This is a genomic window from Microcoleus sp. PH2017_09_SFU_O_A (assembly GCF_020738625.1).
In the GTDB taxonomy this organism is placed as follows: Bacteria; Cyanobacteriota; Cyanobacteriia; order Cyanobacteriales; family Microcoleaceae; genus Microcoleus.
This window is the reverse complement of sequence record NZ_JAEQCF010000066.1, coordinates 36,416-54,095: the sequence shown is the minus strand read 5'-3', so window position 1 is coordinate 54,095 and position 17,680 is coordinate 36,416. Positions and strand designations below refer to the sequence as shown.

Sequence of the window (17,680 nt, the reverse complement as noted above, 5' to 3'; positions counted from 1 at the left end):
CCTGATGGATTACCCTGTAGAAGCCAGTCATCCCCCGATTTCTCGGTTTCGACTGAACGAATCGCACTTGGCAGCACCATTTAAGTCTGCATTCACAATCGAAGCATTTGCTGATCGATACAAGCCACGTTTAATTCGTTTTCCAGATGCTTTCCACCCAGATGGCTTTTCACCATATTTGGGTAGGGAGTCACCACCCTTAAAAACTAGCTTTCGATGTATATGCTTCTTCTGTTTCAACAAACCTGATACCGTGCAAATCGCACAGTTCTTTTAATCTATTTTTGAGTTTACCTAAAGGCATTTGAACAAACTTTTGATTGTTCACTTTACCTAGATTACTGTTAGACTTAAAACCTTCATTCCACCCAACTATCAGTGTGCCAATTCCAGATTTAAGGCAATGGTTAGCAATCAACTTGGCAGCCTTATTGATACCATCACGCATTTGGTGATTACGTTTTCGGGTAACACGGTCTAACCAATTATCCCAATAACCTTCTGGCTTTCCTTCTTGTCTAGTTGCTACTTTCTTGTTCCACAATTGATTCATCGCTTTCATTGCACGAGAATCAATCAAAAAAGAATTTCCTAATGTATCGACACAAGCTGGCTTTATTATCAGCAGTTCCCAAGTCAATTGATAATGCTTGACCAATGTCCAGATTATGTTGTTGTTTTTCAACCTCGTAGGATATTTCCAGATAAAAAGCACCATTCTTAGGGAGAATCGTAAACTCTTTCACTTTGGAAAAATCCAGATTCGATGGCATAGGTAAAAAGAATTCAGAAACTCCAAACCATCGCCTTACTGTTAAACCCAAGGAAAATCTTAACTGATTGCCAACAAGTTTCGGTCTTAACCCTCCCGAATTAGGATAAACAACTTTGAACAACTTAGAACCTGTCAGGTATCCCGGTGGCTTGGGCTTGAAATGCAATTGACCTTTGATGTACAAATCTCTTACTTCTTTAAAAGATTTGAAGGCTTCTGTGACTGACATCAATGTTTGCTGCATTGGTGTTGATGGCAACGACTTAGCAACCATTGATTTGGCAACTGACGATTCAAAAGATAAGTCGAATTTTCCCGTCAACAGTTTTCCGGTCTTAAAAAAAGTTTGACGAGCCAAATAAACCCCACTGTTGTACAGTTTACCTGATTGTTGGCAGAGATACTCCAACAATGCTTTAATTTCTTTGGTTGGAGACAGTAATACTTGCTGAACTCCCATTGTTTTTTGGGTTTTAGTCACCTCTGTTTTCCTGAATATTGGTTGATTTGTCTACTTTCAGTTATTATACTAGATATCTCAAGGTCAATCAACAAAATATTTAAAAAGAAAGAAAGAAAGAAAGAAGACGGGGACTCTCATTCCCTCGTGCCACTTCCCTCTCAGGACTAAAGTCTCGCTCGTTTCCCGCATCCCGTATTATTTTTATGAGTTTTCAGCTTGTCTTTGGTTGTATGCTTTTCTTAAACTGTTATCTGAAGGTAAAATCAACAAAATTCTGCTGTTTAATGCACCTGGCATCAGGCACTATTTGCAGCAGTAACGATCGCCTTTGGGTGAGTCCTCTCGCCCACCCCACAGGAAAATCTAATTATCGCGGAACAGGCGAGAAAGCCTATTGCTGATGTGGAACAGGCCAGAAAGCCTGTTACCAATCTTGCTGATGCAAAGAACTACTGTTGCCGCACGGGAACTTGACATTTTGCTAGATAAGTCTTAATTTCTCCGACGCTAAGTTGCCCGTAGTGCAGCAGGGAAGCCAGTAAGGCTGCTTCTGCTTTGCCTTCCGTCACGGCTTCGTAGATGTGGTGACAGTTGCCGGCGCCGCCGGAAGCAATCACGGGAATTTCTACAACTTCGGCGATGCTGCGGGTTAATGATAAGTCGTAACCGGCTTGAGTGCCGTCAGAGTCCATGCTTGTCACTAGAATTTCGCCGGCGCCGCGCTTTTCGGCTTCCTTGGCCCAGACGATCGCATCTAAGCCTGTATTTTCACGCCCTCCGCGCACGTACACGTCCCAACCGGGATTGTCCGCATCTTGGCGTTTGCGAGCGTCGATCGCCAATACAATACATTGATTGCCAAATCGATCGCTCGCTTTGTCAATCAAACTCGGATCGCGCACTGCCGCTGAATTAATACTTACCTTATCAGCGCCCGCCCTCAACAAACTTTTAATGGTGTCCAAGGATTGGATGCCGCCACCCACCGTCAAAGGGATAAATACTCGATCGGCAGTCCGGTACACCACATCAATCATAATGTTCCGGTCTTCGTGAGTCGCCGTAATGTCCAGAAACACCAACTCATCAGCACCCGCATCATTGTATACCTGAGCCATTTCCACCGGATCCCCAGCATCCTTAAGGTTGACAAAATTCACACCTTTGACCACACGGCCAGCTTTCACATCCAAACAAGGCAAAATTCTTTTCGACAACATAAAATTCTCGTGTTTCTAATTGATTCAGCGCCGCAGCGAGGAAAAGGTTTTGTTGGACTCTTCAAAAAGTGGAAGTGTAGCAACAAATCTCAAAGATAGCTTGTGTGTAACCACAGGGTTGTCTGAGACGAGAACCATTGTCCAGCTTTTTTTTTGGCAACAGAAGCAGAAATTAAGTTATATTTTGCCAAAAAGCAGCCAATGCAACTGCCTAGGTACATCTTTGGCGTGCAAAATATTACGCTTTGGCCTATGATCGAGCGGTAACTACCTTCGGTGGTTATCAGGCGGTAATTTGGCAATGCTTTATGGGTTCGGTGCATCGATCGACTAAACTATTTTAAATTTTTAGAACAGCCGATTTCAGGTTTTTAGTGGCAATCTTAGTTATGAGCCGCGTACTAAAGTTAAAATTTAAAGTTGAAAACCTCAAATCGGTTGACTTGATGTTGTTTCTAGGGCTGTGGTGACTTTGCAAGCCAATCCACATTTGTTACTTCGTACAGAAAGCGGCAATCGCTACTTGCCGCTCTCCGGCAGCAATTGCTGGACAGTAGGGCGAAATGATGACAATAATTTTGTATTGACCGATCGCTGGATTTCCCGAAATCACGCGATGTTACAGCAAATGGAGACCGGAGAGTTTTACCTGATCGACTTGGGCAGCCGCAACGGTTCCTTTGTCAACGGGCGGCGGGTGAGTATTCCTGTCACTCTCAGAAATGGCGATCGAATTATTTTCGGTCAAACCGAGTTGGACTTCCATAACCCAACCGGAGGGCGCCGGCTCGATCGCCTGCACGACACAGACTCTGAAGATTTTACAGCTACTTTGACGGTACGCAGCCTGATTACTGTCATGGTAATGGACATCCGAGACTTTACAGTTTTGACTAGACAGCTAGACGAAACCATCCTCTCGGAAGTCATCGGCAATTGGTTCCGCAAAGCCGGACACATCATTCGCGAACATGGCAGTTGGGTGGACAAATACATCGGCGATGCCATCATGGCTGTCTGGTTCCACAAACCAAGCGGCGTCAGCAGCGAAGAAATGATGCGGATTTGCCAAGCTTTAAGCCAACTGCACAAGGCAACTGATTTACTCAGCAGCCGTTACCCCCTGCCTTTTCCGTTGCGAGTTGGGGCTGGAATCAATACTGGCTATGCAATGGTGGGAAATTCCGGCAGCAGCGATCGATCGGACTACACCGCCTTGGGAGACACTGTAAACGCCGCATTTCGCCTAGAGTCTTGCACCAAGGATATCGGCAAGGATATTGCCGTGGGAGAAACAACCTACAAATACCTGACGGAATTGGGCGCCCAAGAAGCTTTCGAGCAGCACATCGTTACTTTGAAGGGTTACGACACTCCCAGCGTGACTTACGGCAGTAATTATACTGACTTGAACGCTTTTCTCAAAAGGAAAGGAAAGAGTTCTTGATAGCTAGAAAATTGGGTGTGCAGCCAAAAATTAATCGATCGTCTCAACTACGTTGCATAGCATATATTGAGAGCAATGTCAATTCTTGGATGTAAATTTTGTTAACAGTCCTCGGCCTGCTGGGGATTTATCTGAAAAACTGCATAAGCAAAATGGTAGTCTCTACATAAATGCTGTGTATGAAATTGGGAGACAAAACTTCATGAAACGATTGGGTCGTCTATTGGCAGTATTGGGCTTAGTGCTGGGCTGCTTTGCATGGGCTGGAGACATGAGCGCGATCGCGGCGAACCTGAGCCGTATCGCCTTGCCATCAGCCTCGCTCATAGCAGTTGATGTTCCGGCTAGAACCAATCGCGCCGATGACAAGCTTGCCACAGAATACGGCAAAAAACTTGATTTGAACAACAGCGCCGTCCGGGACTTTCGCGACTTTCGAGGGTTGTATCCCACTTTAGCTGGACAAATTATTAAGAATGCTCCTTACGAAAAAGTTGAGGACGTACTCAACATTTCAGGCTTGACGGAAGCTCAAAAAAAGGTGCTGCAAGCTAATTTGGACAAATTCACCGTAACTGATGTCGAATCAGTCTTTATTGAAGGAGACACCAGGTTGAATAATGGTCTCTACGACTAGATAGCAGTGAGCCTCTTTTGAGGCCATGAGTTATTAGTCAGTAGGGGCGGTGCCCCCGTGCCCGCCCTCATGAGTCCATGAGTCATTAGTCATGAGTCGGAACTATGGTTTGTTAATTCATGAATTTTGGCTTATGGTTCATGGCTCATGGCTTCTGTTCCGGCTGACGAATGCCTTCACAAAGGCTCGCACCAAAAGACACATACCAGCCTCCGATGTTTTCAACAGTTGATAGTTGACAGTTGACAGTTGACAGTTTGAGAGCGACCTCTACCTAGAAGGAAGAGGATTGGAGTAATGAATAGTCTGATTTTTATTTCTCCCGATCGGGGAGAGGCTTTCAACCAATTATTTTTGGTAAAAAGAAAAAATTAGTAGATATTAGTTTAAATCGAGATTTATCTGTAGATTAAAATTCAATTATTCAAGCTAAACTTGACAGTTATAGCTCCTTGAATCATCTGTAGATTTCAATATAAAATCTAAAATATGAAATATAAAATCGAAATTTATTTTCCCCTGATTCATCTGTAAAGTTAATTTTAAAATCTAAAATCTAAAATCTAAAATCTAAAATCGGCTGACTTATGACTGACAAATTTGACGTATTGGTGATAGGTGCTGGCGCAGCCGGTTTGTACACGGCGCTTTGTCTACCAGAACATTTGCACGTAGGCTTGATTAATAAAAATATTATGCCTGTTTCTGCAAGCGATTGGGCTCAAGGAGGCATTGCCGCAGCGATCGCCCCAGAAGATTCCGCAGCACTCCACGTTCAGGATACACTGGCTGCGGGAGCAGGTCTTTGCGATTTAGAAGCAGTGCAATTTTTAGTCGAAGAAGCTGCTGCTTGCATAGACTCCCTGGTAAAAATGGGCGTTGCATTCGATCGCACTGGCCCAGATTTAGCCCTCACCCTAGAAGCCGCCCACTCCCGCCGCCGAGTGCTCCACTCCGCCGACACCACAGGAAAAGCCGTTGTCAGTACCCTGACAGCAAAAGTATTAAACCGCAAAAACATTCAACTCGTATCCCCAGCCTTTGCTTTGAGTCTGTGGCTAGACAAAACCGGGCGGTGTCAGGGAATTAGCTCAATTTGCGACTCCCAAGTCAAATGGCTGCGGGCTAGCGCCGTAGTGCTGGCTACAGGCGGCGGCGGACAGGTTTTTGCTCAAACAACCAACCCGTCGGTAAGTACCGGGGACGGGGTAGCCATTGCGTGGCGCGCCGGGGCGCTGCTGCGAGATTTAGAATTTGTGCAGTTTCACCCGACAGCCCTCAGCAAAGCGGGCGCGCCTCGGTTTCTGATTAGCGAAGCGGTGCGGGGAGAAGGGGCTCATTTAGTTGACAGCAAGGGATATCGCTTTGCTTTTGACTCTCACCCCAGCGGGGAACTCGCGCCTCGGGATGTTGTCAGCCGCGCTATTTTCCGCCACTTGCAGAAGACGGGGGAACCTCATGTTTGGCTGGATTTGCGCCCGATCGACTGCGATCGACTGCGCTACAGGTTTCCGAATATTATTCAAGTGTGCGCTGATTGGGGAATTGATATTTTTGCCGAACCTGTGCCGGTGACGCCCGCCGCCCATTACTGGATGGGGGGAATTGTGGCTGACAAGTTCAACCAAACTTCGATTCCGGGTTTGTATGCGGTGGGAGAAACTGCGAGTACGGGGGTACACGGCGCTAACCGGTTGGCGAGCAATTCACTGCTGGAATGTCTGGTTTTTGGCGCGCAAATGGGACTTTTGCAGTTAGAAGGTAAAAAGTCCGAAGCCTTACCAGAGGAGGAAGATGCAGGGGAAATCTTGGAAAAATCGGTTTCACAACAGGATATTGAGGCGATCGAAAAATTGCGAATCCAATTGCCGAGTTTGGTGTGGCAGAGTGCGGGAATTTGTCGGGGACAAAGGGATTTGGAAAGTGCGATCGTCCAAGTTGAGATGTGGCGGCAAGAATTTTCCTCTTTGGCTTTGAGTCAAGCACTTGATAATTTACGGCCCGGACAAGCGATCGATTTTTCGCCCGCTGATGCCGAAAATAGCTCGGTTTTGCGAAATTGGGGGGAAGTTGGCAATTTATTGGATATTGGCTACTTAATTCTCAAAAGTGCTGCGTTTCGCACGGAAAGTCGCGGCGGTCACTACCGGCTGGACTATCCCCTGACCGATCGAGATTGGTGCAGTCACACTTTAATTAACCAATCGCATTGGTACAAATCTGGGCCCATAGAATTTTGAAAAATTGGGTTCAGCGCGTCCCTGTACCGTCACTTTTAGGACTTCCATTGGGATCTGGTTCGTATTTTTTGGGGTTATTGGGCGCCTCAGATGTGCGCGCCTCTGTCAAGACTGTGGAGGTCGATGGGTCTTTTGCTGAGTAGCTGGTTGAGTTGCCAGCAAGTAAGGCGGCATTTGCAATGCCGATCGTACTGACTTGCATACTGACAGCCAGAATTGCCGTTGTTGTGATCCCAATCAAAGTACGCATAGTGTTCATAGTCTTATCCAAATCACTCAAATAGATGCACGTCCCTACAACCTATTATATCTATGAATTTACGTAGTTCCACTTATGTCTTTACATTTCCTTTAATTAATTTTTGTAAGTTTACTTAAATTTTTTTTAATCAATGCTGTTTGGCGATTTGAATTGGGTCTCCAGTCTGCTACAATTTGCGATTTATTATGGGAATGACTTACTCCATAACCGTTTGGAGCGCGGGCTTGCCGTTGCCGTCTTTTTTGAAACTAATCCCAATTTTTTTATATTTCTTAACATTTAAATGAGACGGCTATTTGCTGTCTTAAGCTGCATATTTTTATAAATCTATCTAATGATAGATGACATCTTATACAATGTTTTATAATAAGATTGTAAGTCGAAGAATTGAAAATAACTTAAGCATAAAAGTTGGCACCACTGACTTACAGTTGGATTGTGTTTTTGAACTGAGATTAATTACGAAAATTGATATTGATTTTTCCCGCCTTCCTTAGCACGATACATCGCAGCATCAGCATTGTTAACTAAAATATCTGACTCTTGACCGTCAATTGGATACAAACTAATGCCAATACTTGTAGTTACAGAAACTGTATGTTCTTCTAAAGTAAAAGGCTGCATAATGGTGTCACAAATTTTTTGAGCTACTTTCGCAGCTTCTTCGCTACCAGGAATTCCCGGCAAGATGACAGTGAATTCGTCGCCACCCAACCTCGATATAATATCGCTACCGCGCAAGCATTTTTTGAGCCTCCCGGCCACTGCTTGTAAGAGCAAATCACCCGCATGATGTCCGAGAGTATCATTGATTGACTTAAATCCATCTAAATCTAAAAACAGTAAAGCTACCAATTCCTGATTGCTGGAGGCTCTTTCCAGGGACAGATGCAAGGATTCGTGAAACATTTTGCGGTTCGGCAAACCGGTGAGAGCATCGTGATAGGCTTGGTGGCTGAGTTCAGCATTTTTTTGCTTGAGGGCATCTTCCAGGCGCTTGCGTTCGGTAATATCTCTGATCGCTCCAACTAAAAATAGGTTCCCCGCAGCATCTTTATGCAGGGATCTTTTAGTCGAAATCAGATGGGTAATTCCGTGAGCATCAGTAAAATATTCTTCATTTTCTAGTGGCTGCTGAGTTTGCAATACTAATTCGTCTTGCTGCCAAAATATATCCGCTTCGGCTTGGGGAAATAACTCGTAATCGGTGCGAGAAATTAAAATTTCCAAAGGATAGCTAATAAACCGACAATATGACTGATTCAAAACAACCCAGCGGTGATTTCTATCTTTGACAAAAATTGGGTCGGGAATTGTATCGATTAGCCATTGTAAAAATTCTTTAGACCGTTTGAGTTCTTCTTGTATGTGAGCCAGATAAGCTACAACTGCACAGCCAGAACCCAACAGACTGAGGATGGAAGGAATTAACGGCAGCCACCAACCGGCCAACCATGCTATGTATAAACTAGCACTTAATCCTACACAGATACTTGATAAAGACCAAGCCGATCGCCCGAGCGATCGCAACTTCCAGCTCACACTAGCTCCCGCCCACGACCACAGTAAAATCCACAGCCACTCCGCCGCCTCTGGCCAAACTTTAATACCCTCGCGCCCGTCGAGGGCCGCACTCAAAATTTGGCTCAAGAAATTAGCCTGAAGCTCAACTCCGGGTATTGGCTGGGGAGGAGCAAACAAACCAGAACTGTAAGCGTTTTGGTGAAAGTCTTTGAGGCTGGGGGCAGTTGAGCCGATCAAGACAGCGCGCGATCGCACAAAATCAACCGGTACTTTGCCAGAAAGCACGTCGCTCATCGATACCGTGCGAAAACTGCCTCGTGGGTGGCGCAGGTTGGTGAGAATTTGATAGCCGCGACTGTCCGATCGCACGTAAGCACCATCATTCGGTTTAAAACGCTGAAACACCCCCTTGCCTAACTGCAAGTATTTAGGATTGACTGTTGCAGGTTCAGGGGAAATCCCTTCGGTTTCGAGGTAAAGCAAAGCCAGTCTCAGCGCTAAACTTTGATGGGTTTTGCCGTTTCCAGGCCAAGCGTAGAGCAAAGTTCGGCGCACTTTTGAGTCAGCGTCGAGGACAACGTTGTTGAAACCGATGCGATCGAGCTTTTCCAGTACCGGAGGCGGGCGCACTCCAAATCTGGTTTCGTCTGGCATTAACTCAATCCCAATTAAATTGGGAATAGTTTTAAAAGTTTTGACCAATTCGGCATTACCCGGTTGAGTCGGCAAATCTCGGTAAACGTCGAGGCCAATCGCCCGCGGCTTCCCAGCGTGCAATTTTTGCAGCAATTGGGCCAATACAGCATCGGACATGGGGTAGCCGTATTTTTGCAAGTCAGCTTCGTTAATTTCGATAATGACGATGCGCGAGTCCATTGGTTCGGGGGGCCGCCAGCGTACAAAGCGATCGGAAGCAGCCCATTCCAACGCCTGCAAAAATCCTAACCAGCGCAGTAGAATCACCGTACCGCCAACGGCACTCGCAGTAATTAATACTCGGCGTTCTCGATCGAGCCATTTTTTGATAGTTTTTAGCATATTCTGGGGATGTTCGCCTCGCCTGAAGAGCATATAAGGTATTGTAAAACTTTATTAAATTTATAAGCATTGGTAGGCGATGATGGTATCCTGTAATCAGGAGGTCGAAATGAAACTACCTGACTACGCTAAAGCAATAGGCATAAGTTACACAACCGCGTGGCGCTGGTGGAAGGCAAATAAGCTGCCACATCCGGCACGGCAGGCAGAAAGCGGTCTGATTATAGTTGACTACTTACCGCAGTCGCCATCAAACCAGAGCAAACAGAACCGAGTCGCTATTTACAGTCGAGTTTCATCTTCAGAAAACAAGGATAACCTCAACCGTCAATCGCAGAGATTAACGGAGTACGCCATTGCTAACGGTTATCAAATTGTTAAAAATGTCAAAGAAATTGGCAGCGGATTAAACGATCATAGAAAACAGTTAGAAGCATTGTTGCAGCAAGATGACTACGACATCTTGCTAGTTGAACATAAAGACCGTTTGGCTCGATTTGGTACAAATTATCTAGACGTTCTACTTCTGAGATTGGGAATTAAGCTAGAAATAGTTAATTTAGCGGAGAATGGAAAAGATGAGCTAATGCAAGACTTGGTGGCTATAGTTACTAGCTTTGCTGCCCGACTTTACGGACAACGACGTGCTAGCAGAAAAACCGAAAAAATAATTGCCGAACTGAAAGATGGAGGTACAGAGTGCAACTAGCCGAGAGGCATATCATTAAATCAACGGAACCTCGTTTCGCCCAAATTGACGAACTAGCATTCAAGTCCAAAAATCTGTACAATGCCGCCAATTATGTCATTCGTCAGAACTTTATCTATGGATGGGGCTATGTCAGTTATAACGAAATGAACCGATTGATGAAGTCTCATAAAGCCTACAAGGCTTTACCAGCCAAAGTAAGTCAGCAAATCTTGATGGTGCTAGATAAGAATTGGAAATCGTTTTTTGAAGCCGTTAAAGCTTATAAAGCCGATTCTTCAAAATTCACGGGTCGCCCGAAATTGCCAAATTACAAAGACAAGACCAAAGGGCGAAACCTTCTCGTCTACACGATTCAAGCGATTAGTAGTAAACAGTTGAAGAAAGGAATCGTTAAACTTTCGGGTACTGAACTTTTAATCAAAACCAAAGTCGATCCCGATCGAATTTGTCAAGTTAGGTTGGTTCCGAAATGTGATTCTTATGTAATTGAGGTAATTTATGATGAACCGGAGTCCACCGCTAAAGATAACGACTTTGCAGCCGGTGTTGATTTGGGGCTGAATAATTTAGTGGCGCTAACTTCAAATCAACCGGGATTTATCCCGCTGTTGATTAACGGGCGGACATTGAAATCGATCAATCAGTTCTATAACAAGCGCTCATCGCGATTACAATCCCAATTGAAAGGGAGGCGCAAAACTTCACCTCGGATTCAACGACTAACTCGCTGTCGCAATCAAAAAGTAGACAATTATTTGCATCATACGAGTCGCACGATTGTTGATATTTTGGTCGCGCAACGAATTGGAACGTTAGTAATTGGCAAAAACGCACAGTGGAAAACCGATATCAACCTTGGAAAACAGACTAACCAAAACTTTGTCAGCATTCCTCACGCTCGATTAATTGAGATGCTAGAATACAAAGGTTTTTTGGTTGGAATCAAGGTAATCGTGCAGGAGGAATCTTTTACCTCCAAAGCCAATTTCTTGGGCTTAGATCCAATTCCTGTTTACGGAAAAACAAAAACAGAACCTGTATTTACCGGAAAACGAATTAAGCGAGGTTTGTACAAAACATCGACTGGTCAGTTGATTAATTCTGACGTGAATGCTTCTTACAATATTCTCAGAAAAGCAATCCCAAATGCGTTCAGCGATGGGATAGGGAGCTGCGTAGTTCAGCCGAGGCGGGTCAATCCGCTTAAAGTGAAAGTGAAGGGGGAGGGACTTGAAGCCTCCCATGTCTATAAATGACTATACTTTTATCAGCTATTACTACATATCGTTTTTACGTCTTCACGGGGTTCTGCTCAGTCGATTTTATATTTTTGATTTTAGACGATCGCAATTTTTCGGTTGTGCGGTGTGGCAGATGCGTGGATTGTTGATTTTTGATTGTCGAATTGTTTAGTTTTTCGGTGCGCTATGCTGGTTGGTAATTGGTAATTGGTGATGGTAATTGGTAATTGGATTCTAAGCTTTTAAAACGCCACCTTTTTTCTGATATTTTTTATAAGTTTGTGGCGGTCGGTAAACCGGACATCCTTACTATGAGGGCATCACAGAATTGCGAAGAGTTGTGTTTGATACCATATCCACCATAAACCCAAGAGACCCTTTCTACCGATTACCGATTACCTTTTACCAGAAAGAATTGGTTTAAAGCCGGAACCTTTGAGGGAGAAATGAAAATCAGACTATTCATTACTCCAATCCTCTTCCTTCTAGGTAGAGATCCTCTCAAACTGTCAACTGTCAACTGTCAACTGTCAACTGTTGAACCACTTACCGATTACCATAAAAAATTGGTTTAAAGCCGGAACCTTTTTCGGGATAAATTAAAATCCGACTATTCATTACTCCAATCCTCTTACTTTTTTTGTCAAGTGCTACCCGTGCGGTCAACTGTCAACTGTCAACTGTCAACTGAACAAAGCGTCCGCTAATCTTTCGATCGAACCGCTATATCAACGCAGATAATTTTCAGAATAGCGATCGAATGAGTGCCATTTGAGTGTAATGACTCTGGCAGCAGAAACCCGGTTTCTGGAGTTTTTGTGTAAAATTTATAGTATTTATTCGCAGACAGCCTAGTAGATAGTCACCACTTTTTGGCAAATTTCGACCTGACTAATTTTTACTAATTTATAAATATTAATCCTAGATGGCAGATTTGAGATTAATTTCGCAGCACTAGGAAACGAGCAAATAACTTGCCTACGGATATTTACTGCTTCACCATCTAAAATCTGTCATCTAAAATTTCTAACTATTCTGTCAGTTTTGAAAGTTGCGCGGGCCCGTGTAACCGGATAAATCGGCGAGTTTATCCAAAGTTTGCGTCCCCGAATAAAACTGACCTTGAATCTCCCAAGTCGGGAAACCTTTAATATTCGTAGCAGCAGCTTGGCAAATTTCAGCACGGGAATTTTGCCCTTTCGGATCGCATTCAAAATAATCAATTATTTTGGCTGCTTCTTTGCCGAATAGCATTTTTTGGTCGTGGCAGTGGGGACACCAGTAAGCACCGTATTCTTTGGCGTCAATTTGTCGGAGGTGGCGGGCTAAAGCAATTTGTGCAGGGCCGGAGGTTGTAGTCACGGCTGGGGGTAGAATTCCGGGGGTAGAAGAAACAAAAGGAGCAGGTGAACTGACGCTGTTATACAGTCCCAAGGCGCCGATCGAACTTACCATCATTACCAAAATACCTGTAAACACCAACTGTCCGATATCTTCCCACTCGCGGCCGACTAGCACCAGCACAAACAGCGACAGCGCAAATACGGCGGAACTGATGCAGTAAATGCACAGTTCCTTAATTTCAAAAGACATCAAATACATCAAATAGCTGCTGAAAATTACCATCGCAGCGGTGATGATAAATAGCGCTTGCCAAGTTTGATTTTCTAGTTGAGAGTGCAGACCTTTATTGGTGTCTGGATTGACGGCTTTGGGAGCTAATGCCAAAATTGCGATGCTCAGGTAAGCCAGACAACCTAATAAACTTAAAGGCACTGTGCCAAAAACTGTAGCGTAGGGACTGTTGAGAACTTTGTCGCAGCCGCTGGTGGGACAAATGACTGAGCCTGTCGTGAATTTAGCGATCGTCAGATAGGCCGTTTCTACGACGCCGATGGCTGCGATGGCTGCGATCGCAGTTCTAGACCAGCGATGAATCCAAGGGGTTGAACGTCGGCGAATCATTTTTTTGATTTGGTAATTGCTAATGGGGAATGGGGAATGGGGAATGGGGAATGGGGAATGGGGAATGGGGAATGGGGAATTGAAAATTGAGAATTGAGAATTGAGAATTGAGAATTGGGCAAACAGGGCATTGGGCATTAGAACCAACAACTAACAACAAACATACATACGATAAATAACATATAGCACTTCTCAAAAAGGTTCGCGGACGTAGTTGGGCTTGTGCCCAGTTTAGTGCTTATATAAGCTGTCAGTCATACCTCATCTTTCTGAAAACCGCTATAGAAGCACCAACAACTAACTAATGCCCTCTTTGGCCGATGCCCTCTTTGGCCGATTCCCTCTTTGGCCGATTCCCGATGCCCTCTTTGGCCGATTCCCTCTTTGGCCCATTCCTATTTTACATTTTACTTCCGACCCACCCCAAAACGGGTATTTGGTTTCCGACACGAGGGTCAGAGTCGATACTAAAATTTTAGACTTTTGTTCGAGTTCCCAGATGAATCTGTGGACTCAAATCTAAAATCTAAAATCTAAAATCTAAAATTGACTGACTTTGCCCGGTTCCGGTGTTGACCCTCTTGAACCATTTGTCTCAATGTTTTGTTGTTCGAGCTCTTTCTGGGAAAAGCTGCGGCGGGCGGCTTCGACAAACTGACTGACGCGGATCGGATCGATCGGCTGCTCGATGCGGCCGTTTCGCTTCAGGGAACTCGATACAATTACACCATCGGCGGCTTGCATGAGCGTGGAAACGTTTTCCCACGAGGCGCCGCTGCCGATAAAAACTGGAATTTCCCCCGCTGCTGCACTCGCGAGTTCTAAGTCTTGGAGATTGGGAGGGCTGCCGGTTGTCCAGCCAGAAAGAATTACGGCGTCGGCTAAGGCGCGCCCGATTGTCTCTTGGACGGCTGTGGTCAAGTTGGGGCTGCCCAGGGGGCGTCCGTGCTTGACTAGCACGTCTGCGAATATTTTGACATCGCTGCCCAATTCCCGACGGTAGCGCAGTAGCTGGTGAGCTTGGCCTTCAATTAAGCCTTGATCTGTAGCCATGATGCCGTTGAGGACGTTGACGCGGATGAATTGGGCTCCCGTGCAGGAGGCGATGGCGATCGCGCTGTGGGCATCGTTTCGCAGCACGTTAATGCCGATCGGCAGCGTCACCAGATTAGTTAGCCGCTCGACTACTAGAGTCATGGCACTTACCACAGCCGGATCTACGCTGTCTTTGGCAAAAGGAGCGTCGAAAAAGTTCTCGACTATGATACCGTTTGCGCCGCCAGAAGCCAGCGCAGTAGCCTCTTGCTCGGCTCTTGAGATAATAGCTTTGAGGTTCCCGCCCCAGCGGGGAGAAGTTGGCAAAGGCTGTAAATGTACGACACCGATTATGGGATTCGGCGTTTTGAATATTTGTTTTAAGTCCACGGGTTTCCTGAAACCACCAATTTCACTGACGGCTGACGGCGGGTTTTGACGGTATATTCTAGAATTCTATATCCACGGGGGCGATTCGGATGACTCAATTGTGCGGGGACTGTCGGTAAAAGCCGGAATTTAGCAGCGGTTAGTCGATTTCAGATTTTAGATTTTAGATTTTAGATTTTAGATTTTAGATTTACTTGCAGTCTGTCGATTTACTCCAGACATGAATCTGGGGGCTTGAACTTTGGTTTAAAATTTTGGCATCTCCCCGACTTTTGTGCCCAAGCAAGTATCCGTTTTCGATCGAGGTTAATTCTTGAAAGTTGTTCTGCTCGTTTTGGCCCTCACCTCCGGATTGTGGGCCACAATCGAAGTGCTGCTGCGCGTGCTGCTGGGTTTTGGCAATCCCTTGATTTACATTGCCGATGCCGAGTGTGGCTATTTGTTGGCGCCCAACCAGAGGGTGCGCCGTTTGGGCAACCGGATCGAGATTAACGAGTATTCGATGCGTACTGGATCGATCGCCCCAACTCCCACTCCCGAAACTCTGCGTATCTTGCTGTTGGGTGATTCTGTCGCCAACGGCGGTTGGTGGACAGATCAGACAGATACCATCTCGGAAATTATGGCTCGGCAGTTGAGCCTGCAAGTACAGAATCTGACGAGCGATTCACAATCAGGTGCAAAAGTCAACTATTCGGATGTTGAAGTTCTCAACGCTTCAGCCAATTCTTGGGGGCCGAGGAATCAACTTGCTTATGCGAAGCGGTTTGGTGTTTTTGGAGCAAAGGTTTTGGTTTTGCTGCTGAATACGGACGATTTGTTTGCATCGGCTCCCTGTGCTGAAGTTGTGGGGCGCGATCGATCTTATCCCGATCGCCAACCTCGATCGGCGACACTAGAGTTATTGAGCCGCTACCTGCTACCAAAAGTGCCGGCTCGCCAATTAGCACCACCAGCAGCCGAAAGCGATGTAGTCGGCTGCAACTTAGAAGCTATTCACCAAATCCAGAAAATAGCAGTATCGGCCAACGTCAAGTTTTTGCTAGCCCTGACGCCGAAGCGGGGCGAATTCGGCGACTCTGGCTCTCGCGACTGGGAAATCAAGGCTAGAGAGCGTCTCGCCGAACTCGTCGAACGTGAGAAAATTACTTACATAGATTTTCTTCCCATTTTCAATTGTGCAGCCAATTGTGCGGCTCAAATTTCAACTTTGTATAGAGACAGCATTCACCTCAGTCCTCAAGGAAATCAGTTAGTTAGCAAAACCATCAGCCGTCAAATAGTCGCTGTTTTTTTACCTAAATTGTAATTTGAGTCAAAAACAGATACTTGCCATACTTAGATTGTAGAGAACCCAAAATTTCAATTTTAGTTCAAGCCCTCAGATTCATCTTTGGAGTCAATTCTTTCATCTCAAATCTCAGATTTCAAATCGACTGTTGAATCCCCCTATAGAGGATAGGAGTCAATCTCAAATTGAAAATTGAAAATCTCAAATCGACTGTTTAAGCCCTCAGATTCAATACTGCAAGTCAATCTCAAATTGAAAATCTCAAATCGACTTACATCGAATCCGGTTGCGCCCGAACAGTTACCCTTTTCAACGAACAACCAACCCAAACTGTAGAAGCACCCGGAAACGACACAATTTTTGTCGATTTAGCTAACTTGCAAAGTAGACTCTAGCTCTTTGGGATACCAAGCTTGACCGTCGAGAGCCATTTGCTCGATCGAACTTGCAAGCCGAAGAGCTTTGAGAGCTTGTTCTCCTCCGACAGAAGGCTGATTGCCACCCCGCACGCAATTAATAAAATGCTCCAATTCTGCATGGAGCGGTTCAATATTGCTGGTGTAGACTTTCTCGATCAACCCATCTTGACGGTAAAGCACCTGACCGTAATCCGTCACGTAATTGGCGGTTGTTTGTCGGTGAATCAAGATTTCGTTGTTGAGAAAATCTGCCTCTGTCAAAGAATTTTTGCAGTGAGCGGCGATTGAACGTAGTTTGCGGTGCGTTACCTTGCTCGCAGTCAGAGTGGCGACAATGCCGTTAGCAAAGTTCAGCGTCGCTGTCACGTAGTCTAAATAACCTGAATCTGAGGCCCTGCTGCCAGTTGCCGTCAGCTTCACCACTGAAGAATCTGCCAATTCCAAGAGCAAGTCGATGTCGTGGATCATTAAATCCAAAACTACCGATACGTCGTTGGCCCGATCGGAATAGGGACTCATCCGGTGAGCTTCCAATGCCAGTAATTCTTCAGTTTTCAGCACTTTGCCGAGTTCCTGAAAAGCTGGATTGAAGCGCTCGATGTGACCCACTTGTAAAATCCGGTGGGCTTCAGCAGCCGCATTGACCAAAGATTCGGCTTCAGCAATGCTAGCCGCGATCGGCTTTTCAATTAAAACGTGAACCCCTGCTTGGAGACAAGACATCCCCACAGGGTGGTGCAGGCGAGTTGGAACGGCGACGCAAACTGCGTCTACGTGGGCAAGCAAATCCCGGTAGTCTTCAAAGAAGCGAACCCGGTATTTGCTTGCTACATCAATTCCCCGCTCTACATTTATATCTGCAACACCTACGAGTTCGATATCTTTGAGCAAGCTCAGAACTCGCGTGTGGTGCTGACCCATATTGCCAACTCCAATAACCCCAATGCGGAGGGGTTCGAGTTGACTTCGCTGACCGAAAACATTTCCGTATCCCAATGACATCCTATCTAGCACTCCTGGA

14 protein-coding genes are annotated in these 17,680 nt (G+C 45.5%); 6 read left to right on the top strand and 8 right to left on the bottom strand.

Annotated features, from left to right (window positions below; translation table 11 throughout):
- Positions 1 to 199: 199 nt before the first annotated feature.
- The 3 genes from JGK16_RS23035 to hisF form a co-directional block, all read right to left on the bottom strand.
- Entirely contained in the window at positions 200 to 580 is a 381-nt protein-coding gene (locus JGK16_RS23035) for an IS200/IS605 family accessory protein TnpB-related protein (RefSeq protein ID WP_293185320.1), read from the bottom strand.
- Positions 573 to 1,235, bottom strand: coding sequence for a transposase (locus tag JGK16_RS23030; protein WP_293203424.1), 663 nt, complete (start codon positions 1,233 to 1,235; stop codon positions 573 to 575). The genes JGK16_RS23035 and JGK16_RS23030 overlap by 8 nt, the downstream gene beginning before the upstream one ends.
- Before the next feature lie 452 nt (positions 1,236 to 1,687).
- On the bottom strand, positions 1,688 to 2,458 hold the full coding sequence (gene hisF, locus JGK16_RS23025) for an imidazole glycerol phosphate synthase subunit HisF (protein WP_293185318.1): 771 nt from the start codon (positions 2,456 to 2,458) through the stop codon (positions 1,688 to 1,690).
- A 463-nt stretch (positions 2,459 to 2,921) separates the two neighbouring features.
- Here hisF and JGK16_RS23020 point away from each other — a divergent pair, with 463 nt between their 5' ends.
- The 3 genes from JGK16_RS23020 to nadB all read left to right on the top strand — a co-directional run bounded on the left by JGK16_RS23020 (position 2,922) and on the right by nadB (position 6,782).
- Positions 2,922 to 3,905 carry an adenylate/guanylate cyclase domain-containing protein gene (locus tag JGK16_RS23020; RefSeq protein ID WP_293185317.1) on the top strand — a complete coding sequence of 328 codons (984 nt, stop codon included), beginning with the start codon at positions 2,922 to 2,924 and terminating at the stop codon, positions 3,903 to 3,905.
- 202 nt (positions 3,906 to 4,107) lie between these two features.
- Positions 4,108 to 4,542 carry a photosystem II complex extrinsic protein PsbU gene (psbU, locus tag JGK16_RS23015; RefSeq protein WP_293185315.1) on the top strand — a complete coding sequence of 145 codons (435 nt, stop codon included), beginning with the start codon at positions 4,108 to 4,110 and terminating at the stop codon, positions 4,540 to 4,542.
- Between the two features lie 587 nt (positions 4,543 to 5,129).
- On the top strand, positions 5,130 to 6,782 hold the full coding sequence (nadB, locus tag JGK16_RS23010) for an L-aspartate oxidase (protein WP_293203423.1): 1,653 nt from the start codon (positions 5,130 to 5,132) through the stop codon (positions 6,780 to 6,782).
- Positions 6,783 to 6,792: 10 nt separating this feature from the next.
- Here the strand turns inward: nadB and JGK16_RS23005 are convergent, their stop codons facing one another.
- A complete protein-coding gene (locus JGK16_RS23005) occupies positions 6,793 to 7,041 on the bottom strand; it encodes a hypothetical protein (RefSeq protein ID WP_293192643.1) in 249 nt (82 codons plus the stop codon).
- 462 nt (positions 7,042 to 7,503) lie between these two features.
- A complete protein-coding gene (locus JGK16_RS23000; protein WP_293192645.1) occupies positions 7,504 to 9,639 on the bottom strand; it encodes a CHASE2 domain-containing protein in 2,136 nt (711 codons plus the stop codon).
- Between the two features lie 76 nt (positions 9,640 to 9,715).
- On the opposite strand from JGK16_RS23000, the gene JGK16_RS22995 reads away from it, so the two are divergent.
- Complete coding sequence (locus JGK16_RS22995) at positions 9,716 to 10,315, top strand: IS607 family transposase (protein ID WP_293185309.1); 600 nt, start codon at positions 9,716 to 9,718, stop codon at positions 10,313 to 10,315.
- Positions 10,306 to 11,574, top strand: coding sequence for a transposase (locus tag JGK16_RS22990; protein WP_293192648.1), 1,269 nt, complete (start codon positions 10,306 to 10,308; stop codon positions 11,572 to 11,574). The genes JGK16_RS22995 and JGK16_RS22990 overlap by 10 nt, the downstream gene beginning before the upstream one ends.
- 1,023 nt (positions 11,575 to 12,597) lie before the next feature.
- Here JGK16_RS22990 and JGK16_RS22985 read toward each other — a convergent pair.
- Together JGK16_RS22985 and btpA are read right to left on the bottom strand one after the other, a co-directional pair.
- Entirely contained in the window at positions 12,598 to 13,524 is a 927-nt protein-coding gene (locus JGK16_RS22985; RefSeq protein ID WP_293185307.1) for a vitamin K epoxide reductase family protein, read from the bottom strand.
- A gap of 540 nt (positions 13,525 to 14,064) precedes the next feature.
- Positions 14,065 to 14,949 (bottom strand): photosystem I biogenesis protein BtpA, encoded by an 885-nt coding sequence (gene btpA / locus JGK16_RS22980; RefSeq protein ID WP_293185306.1) that lies wholly within the window; start codon positions 14,947 to 14,949, stop codon positions 14,065 to 14,067.
- Between the two features lie 313 nt (positions 14,950 to 15,262).
- On the opposite strand from btpA, the gene JGK16_RS22975 reads away from it, so the two are divergent.
- Entirely contained in the window at positions 15,263 to 16,258 is a 996-nt protein-coding gene (locus JGK16_RS22975) for an SGNH/GDSL hydrolase family protein (RefSeq protein ID WP_293192650.1), read from the top strand.
- Between the two features lie 350 nt (positions 16,259 to 16,608).
- On the opposite strand, the gene JGK16_RS22970 is transcribed toward JGK16_RS22975, so the two are convergent.
- Positions 16,609 to 17,661: a Gfo/Idh/MocA family oxidoreductase gene (locus JGK16_RS22970; RefSeq protein WP_293192652.1), complete on the bottom strand. Its 1,053-nt coding sequence runs from the start codon at positions 17,659 to 17,661 to the stop codon at positions 16,609 to 16,611.
- Positions 17,662 to 17,680: the final 19 nt, after the last annotated feature.

Coding starts and splice junctions, on each gene's coding strand:
- JGK16_RS23030 (WP_293203424.1), bottom strand. CDS start 1,235: ATGGGAGTTCAGCAAGTATTACTGTCTCCAACCAAAGAAATTAAAGCA.
- hisF (WP_293185318.1), bottom strand. CDS start 2,458: ATGTTGTCGAAAAGAATTTTGCCTTGTTTGGATGTGAAAGCTGGCCGT.
- psbU (WP_293185315.1), top strand. CDS start 4,108: ATGAAACGATTGGGTCGTCTATTGGCAGTATTGGGCTTAGTGCTGGGC.
- nadB (WP_293203423.1), top strand. CDS start 5,130: ATGACTGACAAATTTGACGTATTGGTGATAGGTGCTGGCGCAGCCGGT.
- JGK16_RS23005 (WP_293192643.1), bottom strand. CDS start 7,041: ATGAACACTATGCGTACTTTGATTGGGATCACAACAACGGCAATTCTG.
- JGK16_RS23000 (WP_293192645.1), bottom strand. CDS start 9,639: ATGCTCTTCAGGCGAGGCGAACATCCCCAGAATATGCTAAAAACTATC.
- JGK16_RS22995 (WP_293185309.1), top strand. CDS start 9,716: ATGAAACTACCTGACTACGCTAAAGCAATAGGCATAAGTTACACAACC.
- JGK16_RS22985 (WP_293185307.1), bottom strand. CDS start 13,524: ATGATTCGCCGACGTTCAACCCCTTGGATTCATCGCTGGTCTAGAACT.
- JGK16_RS22970 (WP_293192652.1), bottom strand. CDS start 17,661: ATGTCATTGGGATACGGAAATGTTTTCGGTCAGCGAAGTCAACTCGAA.